We start from the raw sequence: 24,404 nt of genomic DNA on the forward strand, positions 1-24,404 counted from the left end.
GGTTATTTTGACTATTTCACTCAGGACAACTGGAGTCTATTGGTATCTCATCAGCTGTGGCTACCCAATCAACGGGAATCCAATCATCCTCACTGTTTGATTAGGGGTAATTAGGATCTGGTAGTGCGTTATTTACTGTACATTATCAAATCTTTTTACTAATCACCTTATGGATATTGAGTAATAGTACTAGTATACAGCAATAGTATTGGCATACGTTATAATTATCTCTCAATTATATCAATCACTTATATCGTGACTGTTGAAGAAATAGTAGCTCCTGATAAGTCAGTTACATCTGATAAACCATCTAGACCTAAAAGGCCAACTAGATCTAGAAAACCAGTCTTTATGTCTGTCTTACCTTATGTGCTTATAGTTTCGCCGATGATGGCTGCTATGCTTGCTTTTCATATTGTTGCTAGGCTAAAGCTCAAATTTGATAGTTCAAAGATTATTATGTGTCTTTGGGTGCCCGCTCTTCTTACTCTTGTTGTTGCAGCGGTTCTTGATGCAAAACTTCTAAAAGGTATGCACCCGCCGACTGATGTGGATGCATTTTATAAGCATGAAAATGGCATTCCAAGACCAGTAAAAGACGCGCTGTCTGGTATCGTGGTGCTGTGTGTGCTATCTGTATTTGTGCTTGTGTCTGCGTGCGTGTTTCTTGCATATCATGCTAACCAGGAAATCACGAAAGGCACTCCTGGACCATGGGTAATAGCTGAAACAGTGTGCGTGAGTGCGGCTGTTGCTGTAGCATTGCTTTACCTTTTGTGTGACACATTTCAAGTCAGTCAGGTAGTTTATGACCTTGATTACTCTAGGAAGTTGCGCGTTTATACCGTTGAGATGAACAAGTGTTGGGCTTCTGAGGAAAGTCGAGCAGCACTTTCTGTATCATAAAATTGCACTTGCTATGAAGGAAATTTTGTAGCTATGCGGAAACTCTATGGTAGGTACTAACATTGCGGTGGCTGTGTGCCTCTTCAGCTGATAAAAAATATGGTAGAAACCGGTTAGTGCCATGGTTATGGGGTGCTGCATTTTGAGTTTTGGTTTATGACTGGTATCTGCGATTCTTGAAGTTACTTTAATTGGATGGGCTTGTAGGATCTAATCCTTTTTAAGTGGTGTACGCGACAATCTGTCTTTTGCTGGTTTTGCAACTGTTGCCGTGAAAAAGCTGCTTAAAGTCACGCATCATTATAGTGAAAAAGACCCCTCCGTTCGGTGTGAAACTCTATCGGAAGATTAAAGCCTTGCTGCTAAGGCAATGAACTAGATTAATGTTCTTTTCCACAGTCTGTGGAAATGGATGAGTCAGCCTAAGTGATACATTTGTTTCGTATTCCATTGAGGAAATCTTCCGTGGACATTTCCTTTTTATTCTCTGGTTTCACAATTTTTACAGTTGCACACCCATCTTTAAATTGTAGGAAGATCTTGTTGGAGTTTTGTATAATGCCTACCTTAGTAGTTGGTGAATCTGCAGTCCTACAAGCTTCTATTACTTTTACATGTTTGCCGAATAGCTCAATTGAAATGGCCCCAAAAACTCTGAGCTTTCTCAAGAATGGTTCTATTCCTTCAGAGAAATCAATGCTCACTGAATTAGGAAGTTTCTTTGAATATGTTGCGTTTTCTTCCGCTTGCGGTACAGGTTTGATTGCATCTAAAGTTTTTAATACACCATGCAACATTGAGGCACCAAGGTTAGCAAGCTGATCATGTAAGTTGGAGTATGTCTCGGTTCCATCGAGAGGGATAGCTTTTTGGTCATATACCGCTCCAGCATCTAGTTCAGATGTGATACGTATTATAGACACGCCTGCCTCTTTATCTCCCTCCAAGATTGTATATTGAATTGGTGAAGGACCGCGCCATCTTGGTAAAAGGGACGGATGAATGTTAAGAGGTGCCAACTTCGGATGCGATAGTAAATGATCTGGTATGATAAGACCATAAGAAACAACAACAATGACATCACAAGGAGTGAGTTTTTCTCCTTTTAAAGAAAAAGGTGTTTTTACAGGAAAGCCATATTCTAAAGCCTTCGAATGTACCGGAGTCATAGATGTTAAGAGGCCTCGGCCCTTAGGTCTTGGAGGTTTGGTATAGACTTCTAACACCTCGAATTGCGGGTCCGATATAAGGTTCAAAAGCGTCGGAACCGCAAACGCCGACGATCCCATAAAAAGTATCTTCACTGAGTCCGAAACAAACTAGAACCATTCAGTAGGGCTAACTGGACTTGAACCAGCGACCTCTCCGTTATAAGCGGAGTGCTCTAACCGACTGAGCTATAGCCCCGAAGAATGAGATTCTACCAAGAATCCTTAAACATTACAATTTTGTAGACTTTGTATGGCTTTTTCTTCATGAGATGGTGCTATTGGTTGAGAAAATTTTTGCAAGGCAACTTTATACCCAGGGAGGAAAGAAAATATGTTGCCTCGCAGCATATAATGCAGCATCAATGCATAGTTGATGTTATTGGGTAGAAATTAAGGAATAGTTGCAATATATGCTCAATTTAAATAAAAGCCTAAGATTCTAATTCATCTCAAGTAAGTCAGGTCCAATAGGTAAGTATCTTCTCTTGTATTCAGATTTTCTAACGCGTTCAACAACCATTGAGACTATTCCTTCATCTATACTGAGAGTTGTTAAGTCTTGTTTACATGAAATGGCGGTTAAAATTTGGTCGAGTATGTCATATTCAGGAAGTGTATCACAATCTTTTTGGTTATACTTTAGCTCAGCGGTTGGAGCCTTTCTTAATACTGAGTCTGGGATAACATTTTTTTTTTGCAGCATACTACTTTCTGGTATGTTGCTGTTGCGCCATTGTGCAAGTTTGTAAACTTGTGTTTTTAAGAATGGTGAAATAGGTGCGTACCCCCCAGATGAATCACCATAGAGAGTAAAGTAACCTGTAAGAATCTCAGACCTGTTACTGGTCGAAAGTACAAGACTATTGGTTTTATTTGAAAGTCCCATTAAGATGACAGCGCGTATGCGTGATTGCAAGTTCTGCTCTGTAATATCCTGTTCTTCCCAAGTCATGCACTGCGAAAAAACCTCTTTGAATGACTGAAGCAATCCATCTATACGGATAACCATATGCGCCACGCCCAACCTATAAGCGACCTCTAGTGCATCATCAATACTATTAGTGCTTGTGTAAGGAGAAGGCATCATCACAGTTTGCACGCGATTACTACCAAATGCGTCAGTTGCGATTGTTGCGACTAGGGCCGAATCTATTCCTCCAGAAAGTCCAACGATTACGTCTAATGTGTCTGCATTCTCTAAATACTTTCTTAGTTCGTGAAGTACAAATAAATAGTATTTTCTCAATTCGTGGTGATGTCCCCGCATATAAGTGTTACAAATAACCTTTACTTTGTGTGAGGTAAAGGAGTCCAATTGTATTTTCCGGAAGAACTCGCTATAGGGTGCGTAGATTGTATTCGCATCTAGGATCTACATGAAAGTCCCTAATTAGCATTCTGTGCCGTATTTTACTGTGTGACCGAAGTATTTACTAACAACGCATGATTCTTCAAGTATGGTATCTGTAAACTTGTGGTTTATATTTGAGAATCTCTCTATTTGACTAGAAAGATATTCCAGCCCTCATACTCAATTCTAGGAGAAAAGTATTTGCTAACAACGCATGATTCTTCAAATATGGTATTTGTAAATTTGTGGTTTACATTTAAGAATCTCTCTATTTGACTAGAAAGATATTCCAGCCCTCATACTCAATTCTAGGAGAAAAGTTTGTTTCCATGAGTAGAGGCTGTTAGAATTTTCAGACTGCGTTAATTTGTTGGATTCAAAAAATTTCGTAGAGTTGTACCTCAAGTGCATTAGCTTCGAAAGTTGTTTCAGTAAGTTCTGAATATCAAGCGTGTCTTGATGTTCGATCTCCTAAAAGCAACGAGTTTTGTGCAATGTTGATATTATTGATTTGTTTAATGACCTCAAGCGTGTCTGTGTAAATGGGTTGTGATGGAATGGAAAGTTGATAAAGACTGTCTCGATTACCAAATGTCACTCATGTTTATGCAAGAGCGGGTAAAGCAGATTATTAATGGTTCAGGCGATGAGTTGGTGTGGTTGTTGCAATATGAAGCGCTCTACACAAGTGGTACAAGCGCGGATCCACAGGATCTACGCAATCCGGATCTTTTCCCAGTTTTTAACGCGGGAAGAGGCGGAAAGTATACTTATCATGGTCCTGGACAGCGTGTGATCTATCCAATACTCAATTTAAGAAGCCGTAATATATGTGATCTTCATAAATATATTTATTTATTGGAAGAAGTAGTAATTATGACGCTCGATAACTTTGGGATTAATAGTCACAGAAAAGATGGACATACTGGAGTCTGGGTTGAAACAAGCTGTCAGCTGCTAAAAAAAATTGCCGCAATTGGTGTAAGAGTGAGTAAGTGGGTGAGTTATCATGGTATCGCTGTTAATTTGTATCCGGATCTGAGCCACTATGATGGGATAATTCCGTGTGGAATCAAGAATTTTGGTGTAACTTCTGTAAAGGAAGTAGGTATAGAAATAAAGAGTTTCGATGCATTTGATAGATACTTTAAAAAATCATTTATAAAAATCTTTGGCGAGTAAGTAAGAATGCCATGGCGTTGGACGTGAAGTTAGATACCATTGAAGGTTGGCTTAACTTAGATAAGGAAAGGGGAATCTCCTCCTTTGGTGCATTGAAACTTTTAAAACGTAAGCTCGGTGTCAAGAAAGCCGGCTATGTAGGCACATTGGACCCTATTGCAACAGGAGTTTTGATTATTGCTCTTGGTAGGACAACAAAGCTTATCCCGCAGTTTGATGATTCTTTAAAAGAATACGAATTTACAATCGAATGGGGTACAGAAACAGATACACTAGATTCGGAGGGTACAGTACTCCGAAGCGGTGGTCTCATACCAAGTATGAATGCAATTCTTGGAGTTTTACCGTCTTTTCTTGGGGAGCAATTACAAGTCCCACCCAGGTTTTCAGCTATCCACGTGAATGGCACCAGAGCCTATTTGCTTGCTCGAGCTGGTATGGAGTTTCAAATGCAGCCCAGGAGAATCGTTATACACAGTATCGAGTGTATAAACCACTCATCCGGGCAATCAGTTCTAAGAGTATCATGTAGTAAAGGAACTTACGTCAGGGCGATCGCCCGAGATATTGCACACAGACTAGGTTCACTGGCATTTGTTAGTAGGATACGTAGAACAAAGTCAGGTGTGTTCGACATCACCAGTGGAAAGAAACTTTCAGAAATTACAAATGAGCATATAGTCCCACCGGGTGCTCCATTCAAGGCGCTTAGCTAAGCGCTCCGTTCTGGTTTCCGTGTGCAGCAGGCGCATCCAAAGCCCGAGGCGACGTTCCCATATCCAAGGAGCTCAAGCGTGCGAAAAGTGCAACGGCGACCGCTACAAAAAGAGTCAAGCAACCAAAAGCACAAAGCAGCAAAATTTTGTTGGTATCCATGCGATCCACCTACCGTAGCAAAGCTACACCTCTAAGTATAGTGCCTTTCTTAGGTATAGTCAAGAAATTGACCTATTTTTATAGGTGGTTCTGCTTCTATAACGTGAGCTTTTACCATGGTAAGACGGTTATATTTCCTCTTTACTAAGGGGCAAGTGATTTGTGATTTTTTCGTTTGTTCTTGCAAATAGAGTGTTTCCCTTAAAAGAGGGGTCCGTTGTCATTGAAGGAGGTATCACTTAGAGACTGGTATGCTTCGAAAATGCTATAGGAGAGAATTGTGCGTATATACAGAAAAGTATTACAATGCCATATTGTTCGGTGCTGTTTTTTCTTGTGTATCCCTCTGGAGAGAATGCTGCTTCGATCGTTTACTCTGAGGGTTTGGCTTGCTTATTCTGTTTCAGTTGTGGCCATTCGTCCGGGAGATATAGGACTGAGTCTAACCATTTTACTATTTTCTTGTAAGTATTGGAGGTTGAAAATGTCAGCTGTGGGTTTATGTGAGCCAAAGTATTCGCTTTCCATGTTTTTTGTCGCTGTATTAGGGTTTTTATCCATACTTGTTCTTTTTATCATGTGGATTGTTTCTGTGAGAAGGGTCAAAGCGGAAATTAGGACACTTAAAAAGCGGGTTGAGGATTTTTATGGAAAATTAGATCTCTATCTTGCGATGAGTCCAGATATGTCTTTCGATCAAAAAGCTAGCATGCGGCATGCAAACCCTTTATGCCAAACTCACTGGATGCAAAATGGTCATGACGTATTGAGAGCGGTTCATGATGCTGCAGGCGCTGCTGAGAAAATACCTTTTTACGAACACATGCTTGTGGAACAGCTAAAACATGGAGCGTCATTATCAAACGCGGTTTATGGCACTGTGGATGCTGTCAAGAGAATAGCCGCTTACGAGCGCATGCTTGTTAAACAGTTAGAACGTGAAGCGTCATTATCGGACATACTTTATGATATCGCGGATCCTGATGAGAAAATAGCCATTTACGAGCGCATGCTTATTAGACAGTTAGAACGTAAAGCGTCATTATCGGACATGCTTTATGATATTGCGGATCCTGATGGGAAAATGTCCCTTCACGAGCGCATGCTTGCTAGACAGTTAGAACGTAAAGCGTCATTATCACTCAGAGAAGTGGTGAGCTGAAAAGGTATAATCGCACCCTCAATGTCTCTGAACGCCTAAAAGCAGACGGCTGCAACAATGCTCAACAAATATCGGCGGTATCTAGCAAGGCTCGTTTCGTACGTGATTGTCCTTTGGGTAGCTCGTAAGATCCATTAGCAGACATGTTCAAGGCGGATGTTTTGAAGGTAAACTCTATGGAGGATCCTGTGTTCGCAAGCTTTATGCCGAGTACAGGTGGTGCTAGCAAGGTTAAGCAATATGAGTCCAAGTACAATGTTCGGAAATACCTCACATCGTACTTGGATCGGGTTGTTGTGACTTAGGTATTTATGGATCGTTTCGTACAGTTAACGTGGGTCATTCTGTCGAACCCAATTGTGGGTTACCAGATTCTGCTGAAGCTTAGGGTTCTTTCCTGAGTTCATTGGACAAGGTTTTTGAGGAGTTAATGGACTGTTTTGATTGTAGTTTAGCGTATGCGTCGGGTGGATTATCCTGCTTTGGTACGATACTTCCTCCTTTGAGTGATACTAGTGAGTCAGAAAAACTGAAGACATCTGTTGAATTGCTCAGTGTTACTGAGTTTGGATCGCTCAGTATAAGTAGGGTTCTTTTAGCGTGATGTGTTCAGTGTACTGTACTAGTTTATCTGCTTTGTGCTCTATTTGCATCGGGTGGTCCGATATTAGTCTCGCGTGGTGTGTTTGGACTGCCCGAATTATTATGCTGAAGCAGGTAATTGTACTCTTCATCTTGCATATCTGGTGTACACTTTGTCTTGCATGCCTGGTAGTACGCACTGATGTTTCTAGTTTCGTACGTCCTTGTACCGCATAATGACTTGCCTTCCGGTGCTGATTTTTTATGACACGGATATATCTTTTACGAGTTGTTGTAATGTTACTATGTGCCAATTAGCGATTTCTCTGCATATCTTATGTGTACAAAGAGGGAAATCTCCAGTACTAAAAGAGCTGCGTGAATCGACGAACGAATTGGTGTATGTTCGGGCAATTGAAGTTTCTTTGCGGTACAAGTATTGGTTGTTGAATACGTGATTCCTGAAACATGTAAGTCTTATCTAACCAGGTGGGAAGCAGGTTGATCTTCGCCAAGGTTGTTTTTCATTTCTTCTATTCAGAATATTAAAAAGGCGGTGTTTGCTGTTTTGATAGGTTTTTCTCCTTATGTCACTGTCTTTGCTTAGTCACAATTATGGGTAGTAATCTGGAAAGAATATATATAAAACGGTTGAGCTCCTTGATGTACTGGAACACGTTTAGGTGTTTACCCATCCAAATATGTTTCAGCTTTTTCCCATGAGAATGGGTTAGGGTGCCAAAATGATGAACTGATCAAGGTGTAAATAAACTTTTCCATTTCCTATGCACCAAGAATATGCCGGGATTTATCCACTTTCGTGTGGAACTTTATTCTATTTTATTTTAGAATAGATATTAATCAATAATTAAATAAATAGTATGGACCTTCGTGTCAAAATAGGTGTGATAGTTGGCGGCTTAGTGTTTCTTATAGCTGTACTATCAACCCTTATAGTGTCTACAAAACGTAGTAAACGCAAATATCCATCAGAGGAGATTCTCCCTAGTCAGTTAAAGCCAACAGTGCGAAAAGAGGGAGAGTGGTATAGTGAAGAGCACGTGGATTCTTACGGACAGCTAAACGCTCCGAATTCTGTGTTCAGTGAGTCAGTATTTTCGCAAGATATTCAAGTTCCTGGTCTGAAAGGTTGTTTTTTAAGTTCAGATGGCATTTTAGGTGCTGAAGGTGAAGAAATTCAACCCAACTGGCGTGGTAACGTGATAATTGTTGACCCATCTGCAAGTGTAATACAGGATTACTGCTACAGTAGAACAGGTGATTCAAGAAGGTTGTATGAAGTTCTTGGAATCTGTAATGGTCCAATCGAGGAGTGTATGAAGAAAGCATTGCAGTTTCTATACAAAAGTTCATATGTCAATCCAAGGGTTTTTAGTGGTCAAAACTGGAAGGCCCGTGTTTTACATATTGCTCCTCCGGATGTACGTCCTCTGAACCACAGTATTGCAGAAAATTTAGGGGTGCCTTGCACGCTCTTTTCTTGCACTTTCGTGGATATATTGTATTGCATTAAAGCCAGATTGCGCAATTTTGCTATTGAAGCCACCCTTTTAATACCGGTGATGGATTTGCCAGAGCGCGGCAAACATTTGTTGAAATCTGATCGGCTGAAAGTTTTTGCTGAAGCATTTCTGGATATTGCCAGTAAGGGTTTGTATAAACCTTTGTCCGAGGCTTTAGGTGTCAAGAATGTGAAGATTTGTTGTGGTAACAGGGATATACAACTTGCTTTAGCTGAAGTAATGGCCCAACAAGGTGGTGCAGGCAGAGATAGTGTATTTGATTAGTCCAGTGTTCAACCTGTGAAGGTATAGCGCTTTCATATTCCCTTTTGGATCTATTTTGTTAATTTTTATATACTCAATATTAGAGGTTTCATCTACGATTAAGAATAGATTACCTTAGTCGTACTTAACTAACGAGGAGTATATGACAGAAGCGATTAAAGGAACAATTATAGCCTGTGTTGTTGTGGCGCTGCTGATAGTATCAGCAATCTTGCTCTATTGGTTATGCAAGAGACGTGCTGCGTTAAGAGCTGCCGAAGAGGAGGAAACGAAGAAGCTTTTACCGGAAGAATCTCCGGTTCCTTGTCTTGAAGAAGTAAAAGTTGGCACTCTTGCTGCTCTCGAAGGTTGCTTTAGCACAGATGGGATATTAGATGCGGAGGGGACTAAACCAGACTTGAAGGGTGATGTAGTAATTGTGGAGATGAGGCCAGGTCTAAGTTCTTTTGAGACATACCAGTCCTACGCTTTATACCACGCTCTCGGAATTGTTGGTGCTCCGATTGACAAATCCGCACCGGTCACGACTAATAATGTTCAAGTTTTCTGCGGTCCACGAGGTCGTACTCCAGAGGGACATCGCTGGATCCTTATGCATGTTCTTCATCCGGAGTTTTGGCGTGTTTATGCAGGGGGAAGAGGAGCTAGGGCTATTACTCGGGATTTGGCAGGGGCTCTCTCCAGTGAGGATTTTGCCAGATGTGTTCAGAGGGAGGTGCGACGGCATTGGGGTGACGGTGCTCCGTTCACTGTCGAGGTAGACAGTATGTTCGTAGATTTCAATGAGCAAATACGTTATTTTGCTAAGGGCCTTGCTTCTCAGCCTGGTGTGGAGGAGCGTGGTATTCTGCCACATATGAATGCGCCAGTTAAGGTTTGTTGTTACGCTCAAAATATGTGTAATGCTGCTCTCGAGGGAGTGAGAGATGCTGTACGAGAGCGCTCACAAGATGTGTCTTCACAAGGTGCGAGAAGGTGATAGTAGCCATTCGATATTTCGTGTTTTAGCTAAAACGATAATTCAGCGGTCTTTTCTTTAAGTAAACATTTTAAGGAAATCTTCCAAGATCTCTCAGGATTTATTGTTTCACGTTATAATATTTAATAAAAACAATAAAACAATTGAGTCTTTAATTATAGCTAGTTAGGTGGTTTATGGACAAAAATCTAACGATAGCATTAGTAGTAGTTGCAGGTATGTTAGGCTTGCTACTCTTACTAAATATACTCTGTTGTTTCCGTTGGTTATGTAGGAGACGTGCTGCATTAAGAGCTGCCGAAGAGGAGGAGCGCGCGCAGCTTTTACCGGAAGAATCTCCGCTTCCTCGTCTTGAAGAAGTAAAAGTTGGCACTCTTGCTGCTCTGGAAGGTTGCTTTAGCACAGATGGGCTTTTAGGTCCGCCTGGACCAGCTCGACCAAGATGGGATACTGATGTAGTAATTGTGGATCCAAATCCAGATGTACTCATCAGTCGTAAGTACTCTCGGTATTGTTTATATGCCGGTCTCGGAATTGCTGGTACTTGGATTTGCAGATCCAAAGAGATCACGATTGATGATGTTCAAGTTTTCTGCGGTCCACGAGGTCGCACTGCTGAGGGACGTAGCTGGATGATTGTGCATGCTGTTTATTCGAAGTTTGATCATTCTTCTAAGGAAGAAGGAATTAAGGCCGTTCTTCAGACTATGTCAGAGGTTCTCTCCAGTGAGGAGTTTGCCGAATATGTTAATGAGGAAATGCAACGGTTTTTGGGTCCAGGTCATGTGCCCACTATTTTTCTAGAACCTCCGTTGTCAGCACGCACTGTTCTACCATGGTTTAGGCAGATACGTCATTTTGCTAAGTGCCTTGCTTCTCAGCCTGGTGTGGAGGAGCGTGGTATTCTGCCCCTTATCAATGCGCCAGTTAACGTTTGTTGTGGATATGAAGTGCTTCGGGCTGCTGCTCTCGAGGGAGTGAGAGATGCTGTACGAGAGCGTTCACAAGATGCGCCTTTACAAGATGCGAGAGGGTTATAGTAGCTATCCGATATTTCGTGTTTTAGCTAAAACGATAGTTCAGCAAACAGGTATGGACGCTACATCAGCGAGTTAGTGTAGCGTTCAAGTGATGGGGTCGCAGCATTTATGTGGTGAGCTGCAGGGTTTAGGTGTGTGAATCTCATCTTCTCAATCATGGTTTGGTTACGGTTTGTGTGTTGTTAATCCCTTATTAATCTAGAAAGTATATGCTAATCCTACAATAAAAAGTTGGATAACCCCTCTGATTAAGTATAACTTGCGAAGGAGAATATCATGTGGTGGAGGCGCTTGTGTGTCGCTTTGCTGCTAAGTGCAGCGTTTTTGTTATTCTCCTTTCTGCTATCTTTCATAGTATGTACTTATAAGATTCTTTTGAAGCGTGGAAAAGACGCTGTTCATGTCGAGCCGCCTCGGTCATTTTTTAGGCAGATCGATGCCGAGTTATTGTGTATGGAGGGTCCCAGAATGCGCGGATGCTTCCTATCTTCGAAGAATCTGTTGGGTCGTGACAATACTGATGAATCGGCTTATCCACTATGGGGCCAAAGTGTAATAGTTGTTGATCCAAATACAAGAATTGTTTCACATGAAAAGTATGATGGATCAGATATTTTTGGGAAGATGTACAACAGTCTGGGAATCTTTGGGCATAAGCCTTTTCATTATTATGTAAGTAGGGATTACTTGTTAAAGTGCGGTGCGGCTCTATCATCAATTTACTTTGAAACTTATACTTCGCGAGTTTTTCTGCTGCACTCTGGGCCTCTATATATACCTCTTTCCCGTAGTCCAGGAGAGTATTCATCCGCATGCAAGGTGCTTAAAAAGCGATTTCTACTAATCTTGCGGTTAGCAAAGGAGCAGAGTCATTCTTATGCAAGTAAAATTACGAACATGTACATCCCATTTTTGCATAATGTAGAAGATTTTACTGCTAGTGAGAGGGCAGTGTATATAGAGTTATTCGCAGATGCGTTTAATTCAGCAGTAGACGAGCTTTTACGTAAAACTACCGCATCTTTATCCGAGTTCATAAATATACCTGATATAAGGATTTGTTGTGGAAGTCTTGCTATGCGAGATATGTTGGAGTTAGCATTCGAGCGTGACGTTCAACCTCATTGCTCGATTGCGGAAGCTGCATTAAAAAATTGTATTACCCGGGTGCTTTAGCAACTCGAATGAGAAATGTGCTAGTAGCAGAGGAACTAGATTTTGGAGATTGGTGCAGCAGTTCTATTTCTTGGTTTTGACTTATGGGACGCGTTGTCTGTCATGACTCCTGATGTTTGTGTTTTATAGAACAAATTACAGGTAGCATGTGCTTCCAAGTTAATTCAAACAATAGTGTAGAAGCGTGTTCTCAAAAGTATTTTGATAGGTATATTTCTAGAGTGATCGACCATAGTATCAGCGGGTGCGAGTTCTCACCGTATGGTGATAATGTTTTCTGTTTTGGCGGACCTTTGTAGGATAAACATCCTCTGCCTGAATCTCATCCGAAGTGCTAGGTGTGTATAAGATACTTGTTTGTTCTGGGAGTCGGGTCAAATTATTGTTTGGTGCTCGAAGAGATATGTATGGCTGGGAATAAACAAGTCGCACATAGATAAACCCACTCAAAACAGAAATTAGTTAGCCTAGGGTATAATAAAAAAATTAAGTTTCCTGTTATATTATAGAACTGTAATGCTATACTACAAATATGGGGCATCATATAGTGTAAAGCGCTGGGATGTAAGTTGTAGTTGCATGCCTTTTTTCTCCCTCTTTCTTGAAACATACAGCTAAAATGTTTGAATGATTTTGGCTTATGTCATAAAAGGATAGTGTTGGGTTTTGCTCCATTGTCTTTACTATTACGCACGTAAGTTATGTTCCCTGCCGATAGAAATGGTGTTCTTATATCTTGCCTGGCAGCAGTGGTGCTTTTATCCATTGTTGCGTTTTACTTTTCGCACAAGATTATCTCAAAAAAACGGAAATTTAAGGAACAAACTAACGTACCGTTAGTAGAAAGAGCATCTTCAACAGCGCAATCTGAAGGGGAACCGAATACTCAACCATCTGCTCCAAGTAATCTTGTTGTTCAAGGTTGCCAACCAGCTTTTCCGATTTCTCTTCTTGGGAAATTAAGTGGTTGCATAATATCGCAAGAAGAGATAGAAGCTTCTTGCAATCTGGGTAAAAAATCTTCAGGTAAGAAAAGAATTGTTGCGGAAGTAGTCGAAGAAGAGTGTTCTTCACAGGGTGGGTTTAAACAGGATGCTAGTACTATGGTGGTACGAGGGGTTCTTCAGCCTGGAGTGTCGTCAGGTGCGTTTGAACAGTTTTTCACGGATGTTTTTACAACTATAGCAACACAGGGAGCATTCTCTGGTGTGACGAATGGAGCAACGTTATACATTCCTTTTCCAATACAGCCTCTAGGGAGTGTAGAAGTATCTGATGCATATGCCTCAGCATTCGCCAATGGATTAGCTCTTGCCTCTGTATCGTGTTCTGGTTCTGAAGAGTTGGTTTGTGCATTGGCTTTAGAGGAGATAAGAGTATGCTGTGTAGATCCCAGTGTGTTTCAAATGCTTGTCCGTGCATTTAACAACAGCCCAACAGTTCGACGGTCTGGCGAGTACAGTCCCTAAAATAATAAATTATTTTATATCTTTCTACAAAACAGTTTATTTTTTAAAAAAGAATTGCTAGACTGTACCCTGTCGCGTTGTTGTGATCCTGCACGATAAAGCTGTGTAGGTAGGTGTGTATCGGCAGTGGTAGTGATGCCTTGGTGAAATGTTTTATGTAGCCCTACTTGGAGAGAGTGCGGTACTACATATTATGTGTGGGAGGACAGTGTAGTGTTCACCCGAATTCGTCTATCAATGTGCTGTCTCTTGGGTTTTACCGGTTGTAAGCTGCTGGTCGGTTTTCAGAACGTATTGTATTTGGATTGTTTTTTCTATTTGTAATGTCGTCTTCTTTCTTTCCCAACCTTTCACCAGATCAGGAAAAAGCATTATGTATCTTTATATCTATAATACTTTTCATCCTGTTTACTGTGCTTATGACATGTATACTGTGTAGCTGTTGCGAGGCAAATGAAGAAGCACGTTCTCAGGCGCAACGGGTACCAGCATATATTGTTTTTGTACCACAGAGTACGGTCAGTGAGCCCAGTGTCGATCCAGCTCGTGGTGTCAGCTCGGCTCTTCTTGATCAATTTAAGGAATGCACGTTTATTGATCCATGTGGTAAAGTGTGTTCAACTGTTGCTAGACTTACCGGAGAACCTGTCACTGTACTAACGAATACCGTCTCACCTGCTCTTGTAGCTCCCTCTACCGTAGAAGGGCTTGTGGAGAATGGTAGTATCGATCTACGTGTTCCGTTTGTCAGTCAAGTGGAGGGTATATCTTCGCGTTTGGCTGCTACTGTTAGGCAGGCTGTTGCGCATGTTACAGAACCCAATCAAGGAACCCTTCTACAGTCTGCTTTGGACAACGGCTTATGTGTAGTGTGTGATCCAAGAATTTTCGCAGCTGGAGTGACTCGGTTTGGATATTCAGAGAATGCTCCTGTAGTGCCATCCTCACATATTGCGGCGAGTGCGTGGGCTAGAGGGCTCTTTGAGTGGATGCAGCCTCTGAGGCAAACGGGTAGTATTTTAGAATCTGGGAAAGTAAGGGTTTTAGTCCCTAATCCGGAGTTTCAGTGTCATTTTGTCAATTGTTGGCGCACCCTTGCTGCTTTGGCTGATCCTACAATGGTTGATGCGATAGAGCCTTGCTGTGCGCAGGAGCTTTTTTGTGCATCTGGACCCTCTTGTGATGTACGAGGCCCATTAAGGAATTAGTGCTTGGGGCACCGTGGAGGGGTTGTCTCTGGTTTTCCCCGGCGGTAAATTGGGGGTCAGCTTTTGTATATGAGAAGCTCCCCGTGTCCGTCTTTTGAATCGGTTATTTTCAAGCATCTGTCCTGTTGTGCGCAGTTTAGGGTTTCTTTCTCCAGAAATATTATCTTCGTGGGTGGTGCAACCTATGCAAACAGCCCTATGGTTGAATGCTTTACTTAGAATGCCGTTCTACCTTAGTGCTTTTGATTGAACTGTGGTTAAGGAGATCTATACTATGGTGAGTGCACTTTTTTGCTTTTAAAAAGAAGCTTTAGCCTATATTAGGTATCCCATGTGTATATTTGGCTGAGGTGTTGACACGTAGAATAGAACCGCGGCGTTCATATAATACGCACGTCTGCGATCCTATTCTTCCTAACGTGCCAAATGTTTTTATATCCAATTCTTGCTAAGACTGGATTTCTAGCTTGTCACCAATTTTATCGAATGTAATCTCGCCATTTTCAGGTAGGCTACCCGAGAGGATTGCTTGTGCTAGTGGATTATGAACGTATTGCTGAACCACACGTTTTAATGGTCGAGCACCGTATACTGGATGATATCCCTGTTCACACAGCCACTTCTTGGCTTCCTGAGTAAAGGAAAGGTGGAGGTTCTTGCTTTTTATTCGTTCCTGTAGTTTGCGTAATTGAATCTCCAGTATCTGTTCTATGTTTTCTTTGCTCAAGCGATTGAAGAAAAGGATCTCGTCAAGACGGTTCAGGAACTCAGGACGGAAGAATTGCCTGACTATCTCTAGTATTTTAGTTTTCTCAACCTCAGTGATCTGTGTAGCTTCCGATAAAACATCCGATCCCAAGTTTGATGTAAGAATTAATATTGTATTTTTAAAATCAACGACATGACCTTGAGTATCGGTTAGTCTGCCCTCGTCTAATACTTGAAGCAATATATTAAACACATCGTGATGTGCTTTTTCTACTTCGTCGAATAGGATTACTTGATATGGACGTCGTCTTACTGCTTCGGTAAGTATTCCACCTTCCTCATACCCGACATATCCAGGAGGTGCGCCTATCAATCGTGCTACGGCATGTTTTTCCATATATTCGGACATATCAATGCGAAGCAGTGCTGTTTCATCATCGAAAAGGAACTTTGCTAGTGCTTTGCTTAGCTCTGTTTTTCCAACACCTGTTGAACCTAAAAACATGAAGGATCCAAGCGGACGATTCGCATCTTGGACACCAGCTCTAGAGCGTCTTACCGCACTGCTGACTGCTTCTACGGCTTCATCTTGTCCTATGACGTGTTTTTTCAGTTCATCTGCTATTTTTAAAAGTCTTTGTTGTTCACTCCCCATCATTTTTTCAACAGGGATTCCTGTCCATTTGGCAACGATGTTTGCTATGTCGTCCTCTGTGACCTCTCTCTTTAGAAGTGTACCGCCCACTTGTTTTTCTTCATTGGTCAATCTATTTTCCAAGTCTGGAATGGTACCGTATAGGATCTTTCCTGCGGTTGCAAGATCACCGTTTCTCTGTGCAATCTCAAGCGAATACCTTGCTTCGTTGAGTTCCTCTTTTAATTTTTGTATCTCCTTAAGCTTTGACTTTTCAGCTTGCCAGGAGCTTTCGAGATCCGCTTGTTTTTTTTCAAGCCCTTCTAGATCCTGCTTTATTTTTTCCAACCTGCCAATAGAATTAGCATCTTTTTCTTTTTTCAGTGCTTCTGCTTCTATTTTTAGTTGTACGATTTTCCTGTCGAGTTCATCTATTACCTCAGGTTTACTGTCAGATTCAATCCTGATCTTACTTGCGGCCTCGTCCATTAAGTCTATAGCCTTATCTGGAAGGAATCTGTCTGTGATATACCGATTTGAGAGAACTGCAGCGGAGACAACTGCGCTGTCAGCAATTCTTATTCCATGGTGGACTTCATACTTCTCTTTTATGCCGCGCAGTATTGAAATGGTATCCTCTTCCGTAGGCTGTCCAACGAAAATCGGCTGAAATCTCCTTGCTAGCGCGGCATCCTTTTCTATGTGTTTCTTGTACTCGTCCAGTGTAGTTGCACCTATGCAGTGTATTTCTCCTCGGGCAAGTGCTGGTTTTAATAAATTCGAAGCGTCCATTGCACCTTCTGTTGCACCCGCACCTACGAGAGTATGGAGCTCATCTATAAACAGAACGACGCTACCTCCAGAATCTGCAAGTTCGTTGATTACTGATTTTAATCTTTCCTCGAATTCACCTCTGTACTTCGAACCTGCTATTAATGCACCTAAGTCAAGTGAAAGTAGAGAAGCGCTTGCCAAATTTTGTGGGACATCTTTTGCAACCATCCGCATTGCAAGACCTTCAACTATTGCTGTCTTACCAACGCCTGGATCACCAATAAGTACCGGATTGTTCTTTGTTCGTCTAGAAAGGACCTGCATCACCCTTCGGATTTCTTCGTCTCTGCCGATAACTGGGTCAAGTTTTCCCGAGCGCGCAATCTCAGTTAGGTCTTTTGTATAGCGTCTAAGAGCATTGAAGTTGCTCTCCGCATTTGCAGAATCAGCCCTCCTACTTCCCCTATTTGCATCAATGACCTGTTGTAACTTTGCTGCGTCTACACCTTGTTCTTTTAGAATTTTAGATGCTTCAGATTCTGTTGCTGCTACACCTTGCAAGAGTCTTTCTACAGTGACGAAACTGTCTTGTGACCTTCCAGCTATTTCAATTGATGTCTGTATTGTCTGTGCTGCATCTGGCGTTAGATGAATGTGTCCTGCACCTTGACCACTTACGGATGGCAGTTTTCTCAGTGCCAGGTCTACACTATTTAGAATCACTTCTAGATTTGCACCACATTGTTCTAGCAGTTGGTTGATAATACCATTGGTATTCTTCAGCAGCGCTCTCAGTATGTGAAGCGATGTAAGCGTCTGGTGACCCATGCTTACTGCGTCTAGTTGTGCGTTTTGAATGATCGATGCTGAATTATCTGTGAATTTGTCGAACCGCATGCGCATAGTAAATAGCCCATAGTATATATAAGCATAAATTTGGCATTTTCATTAGTTAGTGGATGGTAACTTTTTCAGACTAACCAACCGCAGTAATGTAGAAGCTAATGTATTCTGTTTCGGGGAATTTCCCGCATATATTGGTGGATGGTTTTGCAGAAGTGTCTGCTTGTTCATTCAGTTGTACACTCATGGACATGAGCGCTAAAGTCCTCATGAGATATTATATATATGGCTTACCGGTTTCCATTTTGCTATTCTAAGGTAGACTCTTTGCTCATTGATTGCTGAAACTATACAGGTTAGGTAGAATGGAGGGATCGTCTAGCGTTTTAAGGGAAGTGACTTGAAGAAAATACTGATAGACTCAAGAGAAGGTGAAACCAGGCTTGCTATTCTTAGGGGTGGTCTCCTTGTTGGGTACGATTGTGAGCATACTACTAATTTGCCTCAAAAGGGAAATGTATACCTGGGAGTAATTTTTAAGGTTGATGATTCTCTACAAGCTGCTTTTGTTGAGTATTTACCTGGTGAATACGGCTTTTTGCCATTTTCTGAAATTCCAGTAGTTTACTTTGACCTGCTTGAAGAAGTTAAAGCAAATGCGATAGCTGAGGGCAAGCACGTCAACTTATACAAGCATTTTAATGCGACCGAGGTAGTCAAAAAAGGACTTGTTCTTTTCGTGCAAGTTACAAAGGAGAAGAGAAGGGCCAAAGATGTTACTTTGACAGCATATGTAAAACTGCCTGGTAGGTATTGCGTCTTGATGCCATTTTTGAAGGATTTGATCCTGTCTAAGCAAATTGTGGACGAGCAAGCCGTCAGTAGGCTAACACGTTTTGCTGAGGAAGAGATGGCAGATAGGAAATACGGTGTTGTATTCAAGTCGTATTGCGCAAATGCTGATAAAAAAAATGTTTTGGGGGACTACTGTTCGTTGCTTTCCGAGTGGGAGAAGGTAGTTTTGCAGAGTGATAAAAGCAAGGCACCAAGACTCGTTTTCCGTGAAGCCAATCTTGTGAAAAAATTCTTGAGAGATTCATATGACGGAAGTGTAGGGGAGGTCATCGTTAATCACGGTGATGTCTACCAAGAAGCAAAGGATTACATACAGAATTCTCTTCACTTTGAAAATCCTAATATCACACTCTATTCAGATACTTTCCCTGTATTTGATAAGTACAAAGTTGAACCTCAAGTTGAAAGTTTATATGAAGAGACAATTTATCTGAGAAACGGTGGTTATATCGTCATCAACGGTACTGAAGCTCTCACAGCGGTAGATGTAAACTCCGGGAGGATGAAGAAAGAGAGCAATATCGAGGAGACTGCTTATAAGGTGAATATGGAAGCAGTTGCTGAGATTGTTCGCCATCTTGAGCTTAGAGGAATTGCTGGCATTGTCGTGATCGATTTCATTGACATGAATAATTCCAAATACATGTTGAATGTTGAAAGGGCATTGCAGGATGCTTTCAAAAGATATAGGGCTAGGGTGCAGATTGCCCCAATTAATAAATTTGGACTTATTGCGCTTTCTAAACAGAGGACTAAACACAACATTCTTGACTCTCACACTGTGAAATGCCCTCACTGCGAAGGTAAGGGTAAAGTACTAAAGCTTGAGCATCAGGTTCGTAAGGTTTTTTCAGCTATATACGCAGCACCTCGCTGCAGGGAAGTTATTGTGACCGCCAATCCTGAATTAGCGATAGCCATATTCAATGGTTATCGCAAGATGCTAGCTCAAGCAGAAGAAGTTGTGGGAGGAAGCATAGTTTTCAAGATTGATGAAAAACTCGGGCTTGCAAAGGGCTTCGAGATTGTCTTTCACGAAAAGGATGATGTACAGATAGTAGAGGAAGATCGCGCTGTAACCACTGTGGAAGAGCAGGCGGATGAACAGACAGTCAAAAAAGGAAGTGCTGTGGTAAAACTGGAATCTAGGAGATCGTGGCTTGCATCTTGGATAAAGAAGCTCACAGGGCTGTAAGAAGTCCCTGTATTCAAGAGGCTTGATCCTTTCTTTTGTGCTTAAGGAGGGTCGATGTAAGCAGTACTACGAACAATCCACCAGACAAAATACTAAGGCTACCTCCGACGAAAAAGATACCTTTAAACAATGTGGTACTTTCTCCTACCATTCCAGCGCTTTTTCTGAGTGCACCGTATCCACCCATGAGAAGTAGGCCGGTAATGTGTGCAAATTGCCCAATGCTATATGTAGTAAGCTGTGCAATAGAGAGTTTTGAAGATAATGTTCCTGTAATATGGTAAGCAAATGCCATGAAAGCAAGAGTGATCCCAATGATTGAACCGTGGTAGTGAGCCGGGATAACGACATTGCTTTCCCTGATGAGAAAGCCTAAAAGTCCACCATAGATGAAAAGGCATGCTGAGAAAGCAAAAGCAGCAATATTAGGCCAATCCACTTTTTGTTTTGGAAGAGAAAGTAGGTAAAAAGTAAAAATGATTGGCGCGACACTACCTAGAACACGCATGTGATAAGTGAAAATCTGCATGAGAATTTCGCTATCAGAGGAGAAAAAGAAATATAATACTGGAGTTGGCAAAACAGCTAGTAAGTTAAATAAAGACAGTCCGCGCAAGGTCCTATCAGACGTACTTATACCTAGGAGCGTTGCGTATACTAGCATCAGTGCTTGGCAAAAGACGAACTGCAGTATGTGTCCGCCTCCCCAGAAGAGATACTCATAAAAGTTATATAATGTGATGCCACTTGTCGTCCTCATGTACGCAAGACAAATGCACAGTTGTGAGATTAAAAAAATTAGCGCGGTGATTCGTTCACATTCCCCTGTGGTCCTACTGCACAGCGTGTTGATGGCGCTTACAGAAAGTCCAAATAAGAGTAGTGATAGCCCTAAAGCGTAAGGTAGATTGTTCAAGAAGGGAATGTAGTTGTTTTTTAATACGTCCGTCTCCGGGATAAAGCCTGCAAGAAAAATGAAAATCACTCCTAGCAAACACAACTTGTAGCTGAATTTTTGAAAATGCCCATCGCCTACTGTGGTAGCAGCCGTAATAGCTAGCATCCACGCGTTGATTCCGAGTGTCACATGTACGACGAGTGAAACATCAAAAATATTTGGGAGTAAACCAACGAAGAATGGTAACCTCAGTAGTACGACAAATAGGGAGAAAATCCCTGATAGGCCCAAAGCTAGGATACCGAGAGAGAGCCATCTCTGCTTCATAACAGACGTAAAAAGGACAACTCCTGTGTATAGCACCGAAATTAACTAGACGGAAGATATCACTCTTCACAAAAGGGTATAGAATTAGTCCGGCCGATTAGTAAATAGGTTTGCTGCTCACAATTGAATGCGAGTTCATGATACAAAGAGTTTTCCTAATAATTTCGGTGTTCCAGATGCATTAGTAAGATAGCATGGCACCTAGAAACCGTAGTATACTCTTCGACTCTATAGCTTACTGTTATTTCTATGGATTACGAAGCTTTGGAAAAAATAGTTGAATTTGCGCTCGATGAGGATCTAAGTCTCGGTTGTGATATAACAACTGAGAATACACTTCCCCGTGATTTAGTTGTGTCTTTCGAGGTGAATGCACGCAAGGAAACGGTAGTATGTGTGGAACCCTTGGCAAAAGTAATTTTTGCTCAATCAGGGATAGAATACTTTCTCAATAAGGAAGATGGCGACCGTGTTCTTCCTGGGGAGTGTATTATCCGAGGATGTTGTAGTGCCCGTCTGCTACTTAGAATAGAACGTGTGTTTCTCAATTTCATTCAAAGGAGTTGCGCAGTCGCAGCTGCAACAAAGCAATTTGTCAACGCGGTGTCTCACACAAAAGTAAAAATACGAGATACGCGGAAAACGACGCCAGGTATGCGCTGTGTGGAAAGATATGCTGTTAAGGTCGGTGGAGGAGAAAGCTACCGTAACTCACTAAATGATATGGTCTTGTTGAAAGATAATCATATAGCAATTTGTGGTAGCATGACCGCTGCTGTATGCAATTTGAAGGAGTCGCTTGGGGATGTTTATATCACCGCCGAGTGTGACACATTTGATCAGGTGAAAGAAGCATTATCTGTGGACGTTGACTCAATCCTTTTAGATAATATGTCGGTTAAGGAAATTGTTGATTGTGTTAGATATATAAGAAATGCATCACCGCGTGTGAAAATTGATGCTTCCGGGGGTGTTACTCTTGCCACAGTGAAAGAAATCGCTGAAACAGGTGTAGATTTTATCTCGGTGGGAATGTTAACGCATTCTATCATCAGTGCAGATATTGGTATCGATATAAAAGCAAGGCTCTGATTTGCAAGGAATGTCTCTTGGGGTGTACTAAAAGATTTTTTGTGTTCTTCTGCTTTGAATTATGAAGTTCTGAAGCCGGAAGCTCCCTCTTTGATAATTGAAATCTTCCCCGTAGTTGGTTAGAATCACCTGATGTATTACTTAGTGTTTATGCTCAAAATAAGGCTAGCAAGATTCGGGAGAAAAAAGCGTCCGTACTATAAGATTGTGGTTGCGAATAGTTCTTCTCCAAGGGATGGAAAGTTTTTGGAACAAGTTGGCAGTTATAATCCCCTTTTGTCGAAGGATGATCCTCTGCGTGTTTGTTTGGATGTAGAACGTATCCGGTACTGGACCAGTGTTGGTGCAAAGCCTACTGAGAGGGTTGCTAAGTTTGTTACCTCCGTTTGAATGACATGGTTTGTGCGGGGCGGGTCACTTCTACGCATGGCGTAAGGGGTTGTGTGCGCTTCCGTTCCTACATGAGTGCTAATTTTAAATTTCCGGGAATCGATCTGTCCATTGGCGGTATTTCTTATACCGTGTGTGGCGCGTTTAGCCAAAGGTTCCCTATGCTTGTCCTTACCCTGTCACGTATTGGTAGCGCATGTGAGGCCGAAAAGCTGGTAGGACTCGATGTCTTTTTGTCTAAGTCGTTGCTTCCCACATTACAAGTAGGTGAGTATTACTGTGGGGATCTAGTAGGTCTAGCCGTGTATGCTTCCGAGGAACATGTCGGTTATGTCTCGATGTTGTATGATTTTGGTGCGGCAGCTGAGGTGCTTGAGATTGTTCTTCTGTCCGGTAAAAAAGTCATGATACCTTTCACTAGCGCATGTGTGGCAGACATTGATTTGAATAAAGAGCGTGTAGAGGTTGTGTTCCCTCAAGAGATATAGTTGCCATGTTGCTGTTTCTTGGACTAACCAACGTCCTACTAGTGTTGATATCTCTTTACCTGCTTTATGTTAAGGTGCGCACGGGTATCATTTTAGAGAATGAACAGGAAAAACTCGATAAAGCTCTTCTCGAGTTGTCTGAGTTTGAATCTATCTGTAGAAAGCAGGAAGAAGAGAAGACTAACCTTATGAAACAGGTTGTCCAACTTGAGTCGGAGAAAAAAAGTTTTGAATATTCCCAAAAAGCCATGTATGCCGAGTTTGAAACCATGGCTAGCAAGATCCTTGAAAGTAGTGCAATTCGCCTTAAGGAGCAGTCTGTTAGTGATATAGGTGGTCTCTTAGAGCCACTTAAACTCAAGATAGCTGAATTCGAAAAGCGAATAGAGGAATCATTTCATGCTGATATCAAAGAAAGATATTCTCTGGCGAAAGAAATTGCACGCATGGCTTCACAGACCGATAAAATGATTGAAGAGGCAAACAAGTTGGGAAGGAGTTTGCGAGGTGACAGTAAGACCCAAGGTTCGTGGGGGGAACTTGTATTAAGCAAGATACTTGAGTATTCGGGTCTGCAAAAAGGGCGAGACTACATGCTTCAGCAGAAGCTTGAAAACGATACTATTCCGGACGTGATCATCAATCTTCCTGATGGTAAGCACCTCGTAGTTGATGCAAAAACCCCTCTTAAGCATTATGACCTGTACATCAACACTCATGAAAAGGGACACCTAGAGAATTTCTTAAAATCCGTGAGAAACCACGTAAAAAATCTTTCAGGAAAAGAATACCACTCTGCACAGGAACTTTTTACTCCAGGTTTTGTATTTATGTTTGTTCCGGTCGAGAGCGCTTATGCACTGGCCCTTTCTAGTGATCTTGAATTAAAAGAATTGGCCCTAAGAAGTAGGGTAATGATTGTTTCACCGAACTCACTTGTAGCGATGCTACAAGCTGTGTCTTCTGTATGGAAAATAGTTGATCAAAATAAAAACGCGAATGAAATAGCTAAAAAGGCAGGTGCTATGTACGATAAATTTGTTTTATTCGTGGATGAGTTAGTTAAGATTGGGCACTCTATTGCAAATTCTGACAGACTTTATAGAAGCGCTATGAATAAGCTTAGAGATGGAAGGGGTAGCCTACTCAGTAGGGCAGAGGACTTAAAAGGTATGGGAGTCCAAACTAATAAGGAAATCAATGAAGATCGTCTGTGTTTGAAGTCAGAGTGATAAGCGTAGCCTGAACGG

20 protein-coding genes, 1 tRNA gene and 1 pseudogene are annotated in these 24,404 nt (G+C 41.7%); 17 read left to right on the forward strand and 5 right to left on the reverse strand.

The window, feature by feature from the left end; translation table 11 throughout:
* Positions 1-255 precede the first annotated feature (255 nt).
* Positions 256-906 (forward strand): hypothetical protein, encoded by a 651-nt coding sequence (locus tag AS219_RS00360; RefSeq protein ID WP_067978550.1) that lies wholly within the window; start codon positions 256-258, stop codon positions 904-906.
* A 422-nt stretch (positions 907-1,328) separates the two neighbouring features.
* Here the strand turns inward: AS219_RS00360 and fmt are convergent, their stop codons facing one another.
* From fmt to nadE, 3 genes are all read right to left on the reverse strand, one after another.
* Positions 1,329-2,210 (reverse strand): methionyl-tRNA formyltransferase, encoded by an 882-nt coding sequence (gene fmt, locus AS219_RS00365; protein ID WP_231861791.1) that lies wholly within the window; start codon positions 2,208-2,210, stop codon positions 1,329-1,331.
* A 29-nt stretch (positions 2,211-2,239) separates the two neighbouring features.
* A tRNA-Ile gene (locus tag AS219_RS00370) sits at positions 2,240-2,313 on the reverse strand.
* A gap of 243 nt (positions 2,314-2,556) precedes the next feature.
* Entirely contained in the window at positions 2,557-3,384 is an 828-nt protein-coding gene (nadE, locus tag AS219_RS00375; RefSeq protein WP_067978558.1) for an NAD(+) synthase, read from the reverse strand.
* A gap of 636 nt (positions 3,385-4,020) precedes the next feature.
* Between nadE and lipB the strand changes: the two genes are divergently transcribed.
* The 11 genes from lipB to AS219_RS00425 all read left to right on the forward strand — a co-directional run bounded on the left by lipB (position 4,021) and on the right by AS219_RS00425 (position 14,950).
* Positions 4,021-4,650, forward strand: coding sequence for a lipoyl(octanoyl) transferase LipB (lipB, locus tag AS219_RS00380; RefSeq protein ID WP_067978560.1), 630 nt, complete (start codon positions 4,021-4,023; stop codon positions 4,648-4,650).
* A gap of 23 nt (positions 4,651-4,673) precedes the next feature.
* A complete protein-coding gene (gene truB, locus AS219_RS00385; RefSeq protein ID WP_231861792.1) occupies positions 4,674-5,366 on the forward strand; it encodes a tRNA pseudouridine(55) synthase TruB in 693 nt (230 codons plus the stop codon).
* Positions 5,367-5,881: 515 nt separating this feature from the next.
* Positions 5,882-6,688, forward strand: coding sequence for a hypothetical protein (locus AS219_RS00390; protein ID WP_067978566.1), 807 nt, complete (start codon positions 5,882-5,884; stop codon positions 6,686-6,688).
* Between the two features lie 143 nt (positions 6,689-6,831).
* Positions 6,832-6,993, forward strand: a complete 162-nt coding sequence (locus AS219_RS04070; RefSeq protein ID WP_231861793.1) for a hypothetical protein — start codon at positions 6,832-6,834, stop codon at positions 6,991-6,993.
* A gap of 101 nt (positions 6,994-7,094) precedes the next feature.
* Entirely contained in the window at positions 7,095-7,292 is a 198-nt protein-coding gene (locus AS219_RS00395; RefSeq protein ID WP_067978567.1) for a hypothetical protein, read from the forward strand.
* 859 nt (positions 7,293-8,151) lie between these two features.
* Complete coding sequence (locus AS219_RS00400) at positions 8,152-9,078, forward strand: hypothetical protein (RefSeq protein ID WP_067978570.1); 927 nt, start codon at positions 8,152-8,154, stop codon at positions 9,076-9,078.
* Positions 9,079-9,220: 142 nt separating this feature from the next.
* Positions 9,221-10,057 (forward strand): hypothetical protein, encoded by an 837-nt coding sequence (locus tag AS219_RS00405; protein ID WP_067978573.1) that lies wholly within the window; start codon positions 9,221-9,223, stop codon positions 10,055-10,057.
* 176 nt (positions 10,058-10,233) lie between these two features.
* The gene (locus tag AS219_RS00410; RefSeq protein WP_067978576.1) at positions 10,234-11,097 is read left to right on the forward strand and encodes a hypothetical protein; all 864 of its coding nucleotides are present in this window, start codon (positions 10,234-10,236) and stop codon (positions 11,095-11,097) included.
* Positions 11,098-11,472: 375 nt separating this feature from the next.
* Positions 11,473-12,273, forward strand: coding sequence for a hypothetical protein (locus tag AS219_RS00415; protein WP_231861794.1), 801 nt, complete (start codon positions 11,473-11,475; stop codon positions 12,271-12,273).
* Positions 12,274-12,974: 701 nt separating this feature from the next.
* Positions 12,975-13,742, forward strand: coding sequence for a hypothetical protein (locus tag AS219_RS00420; protein ID WP_067978583.1), 768 nt, complete (start codon positions 12,975-12,977; stop codon positions 13,740-13,742).
* Between the two features lie 419 nt (positions 13,743-14,161).
* Positions 14,162-14,950 carry a hypothetical protein gene (locus AS219_RS00425; RefSeq protein ID WP_156469308.1) on the forward strand — a complete coding sequence of 263 codons (789 nt, stop codon included), beginning with the start codon at positions 14,162-14,164 and terminating at the stop codon, positions 14,948-14,950.
* Positions 14,951-15,398: 448 nt separating this feature from the next.
* Here the strand turns inward: AS219_RS00425 and clpB are convergent, their stop codons facing one another.
* Complete coding sequence (gene clpB, locus AS219_RS00430) at positions 15,399-17,963, reverse strand: ATP-dependent chaperone ClpB (protein WP_067980401.1); 2,565 nt, start codon at positions 17,961-17,963, stop codon at positions 15,399-15,401.
* 346 nt (positions 17,964-18,309) lie between these two features.
* On the opposite strand from clpB, the gene AS219_RS00435 reads away from it, so the two are divergent.
* Positions 18,310-19,959: a ribonuclease E/G gene (locus tag AS219_RS00435; RefSeq protein WP_067978588.1), complete on the forward strand. Its 1,650-nt coding sequence runs from the start codon at positions 18,310-18,312 to the stop codon at positions 19,957-19,959.
* A 13-nt stretch (positions 19,960-19,972) separates the two neighbouring features.
* Here the strand turns inward: AS219_RS00435 and AS219_RS00440 are convergent, their stop codons facing one another.
* Complete coding sequence (locus AS219_RS00440) at positions 19,973-21,184, reverse strand: hypothetical protein (protein WP_067978591.1); 1,212 nt, start codon at positions 21,182-21,184, stop codon at positions 19,973-19,975.
* A 249-nt stretch (positions 21,185-21,433) separates the two neighbouring features.
* Here AS219_RS00440 and nadC point away from each other — a divergent pair, with 249 nt between their 5' ends.
* From nadC to AS219_RS00460, 4 genes and pseudogenes are all read left to right on the forward strand, one after another.
* Complete coding sequence (nadC, locus tag AS219_RS00445) at positions 21,434-22,276, forward strand: carboxylating nicotinate-nucleotide diphosphorylase (RefSeq protein ID WP_067978595.1); 843 nt, start codon at positions 21,434-21,436, stop codon at positions 22,274-22,276.
* 150 nt (positions 22,277-22,426) lie between these two features.
* Positions 22,427-22,654 (forward strand): annotated as a pseudogene (gene rpsP / locus AS219_RS00450) (30S ribosomal protein S16); the annotation flags it as partial.
* 17 nt (positions 22,655-22,671) lie between these two features.
* Positions 22,672-23,154: a ribosome maturation factor RimM gene (gene rimM, locus AS219_RS00455; protein ID WP_231861796.1), complete on the forward strand. Its 483-nt coding sequence runs from the start codon at positions 22,672-22,674 to the stop codon at positions 23,152-23,154.
* Between the two features lie 5 nt (positions 23,155-23,159).
* A complete protein-coding gene (locus AS219_RS00460) occupies positions 23,160-24,386 on the forward strand; it encodes a DNA recombination protein RmuC (protein ID WP_067978602.1) in 1,227 nt (408 codons plus the stop codon).
* Positions 24,387-24,404: the final 18 nt, after the last annotated feature.

The sequence above is a fragment of the Neorickettsia sp. 179522 genome, from assembly GCF_001593535.1.
Lineage (GTDB): Bacteria > Pseudomonadota > Alphaproteobacteria > Rickettsiales > Anaplasmataceae > Neorickettsia > Neorickettsia findlayensis.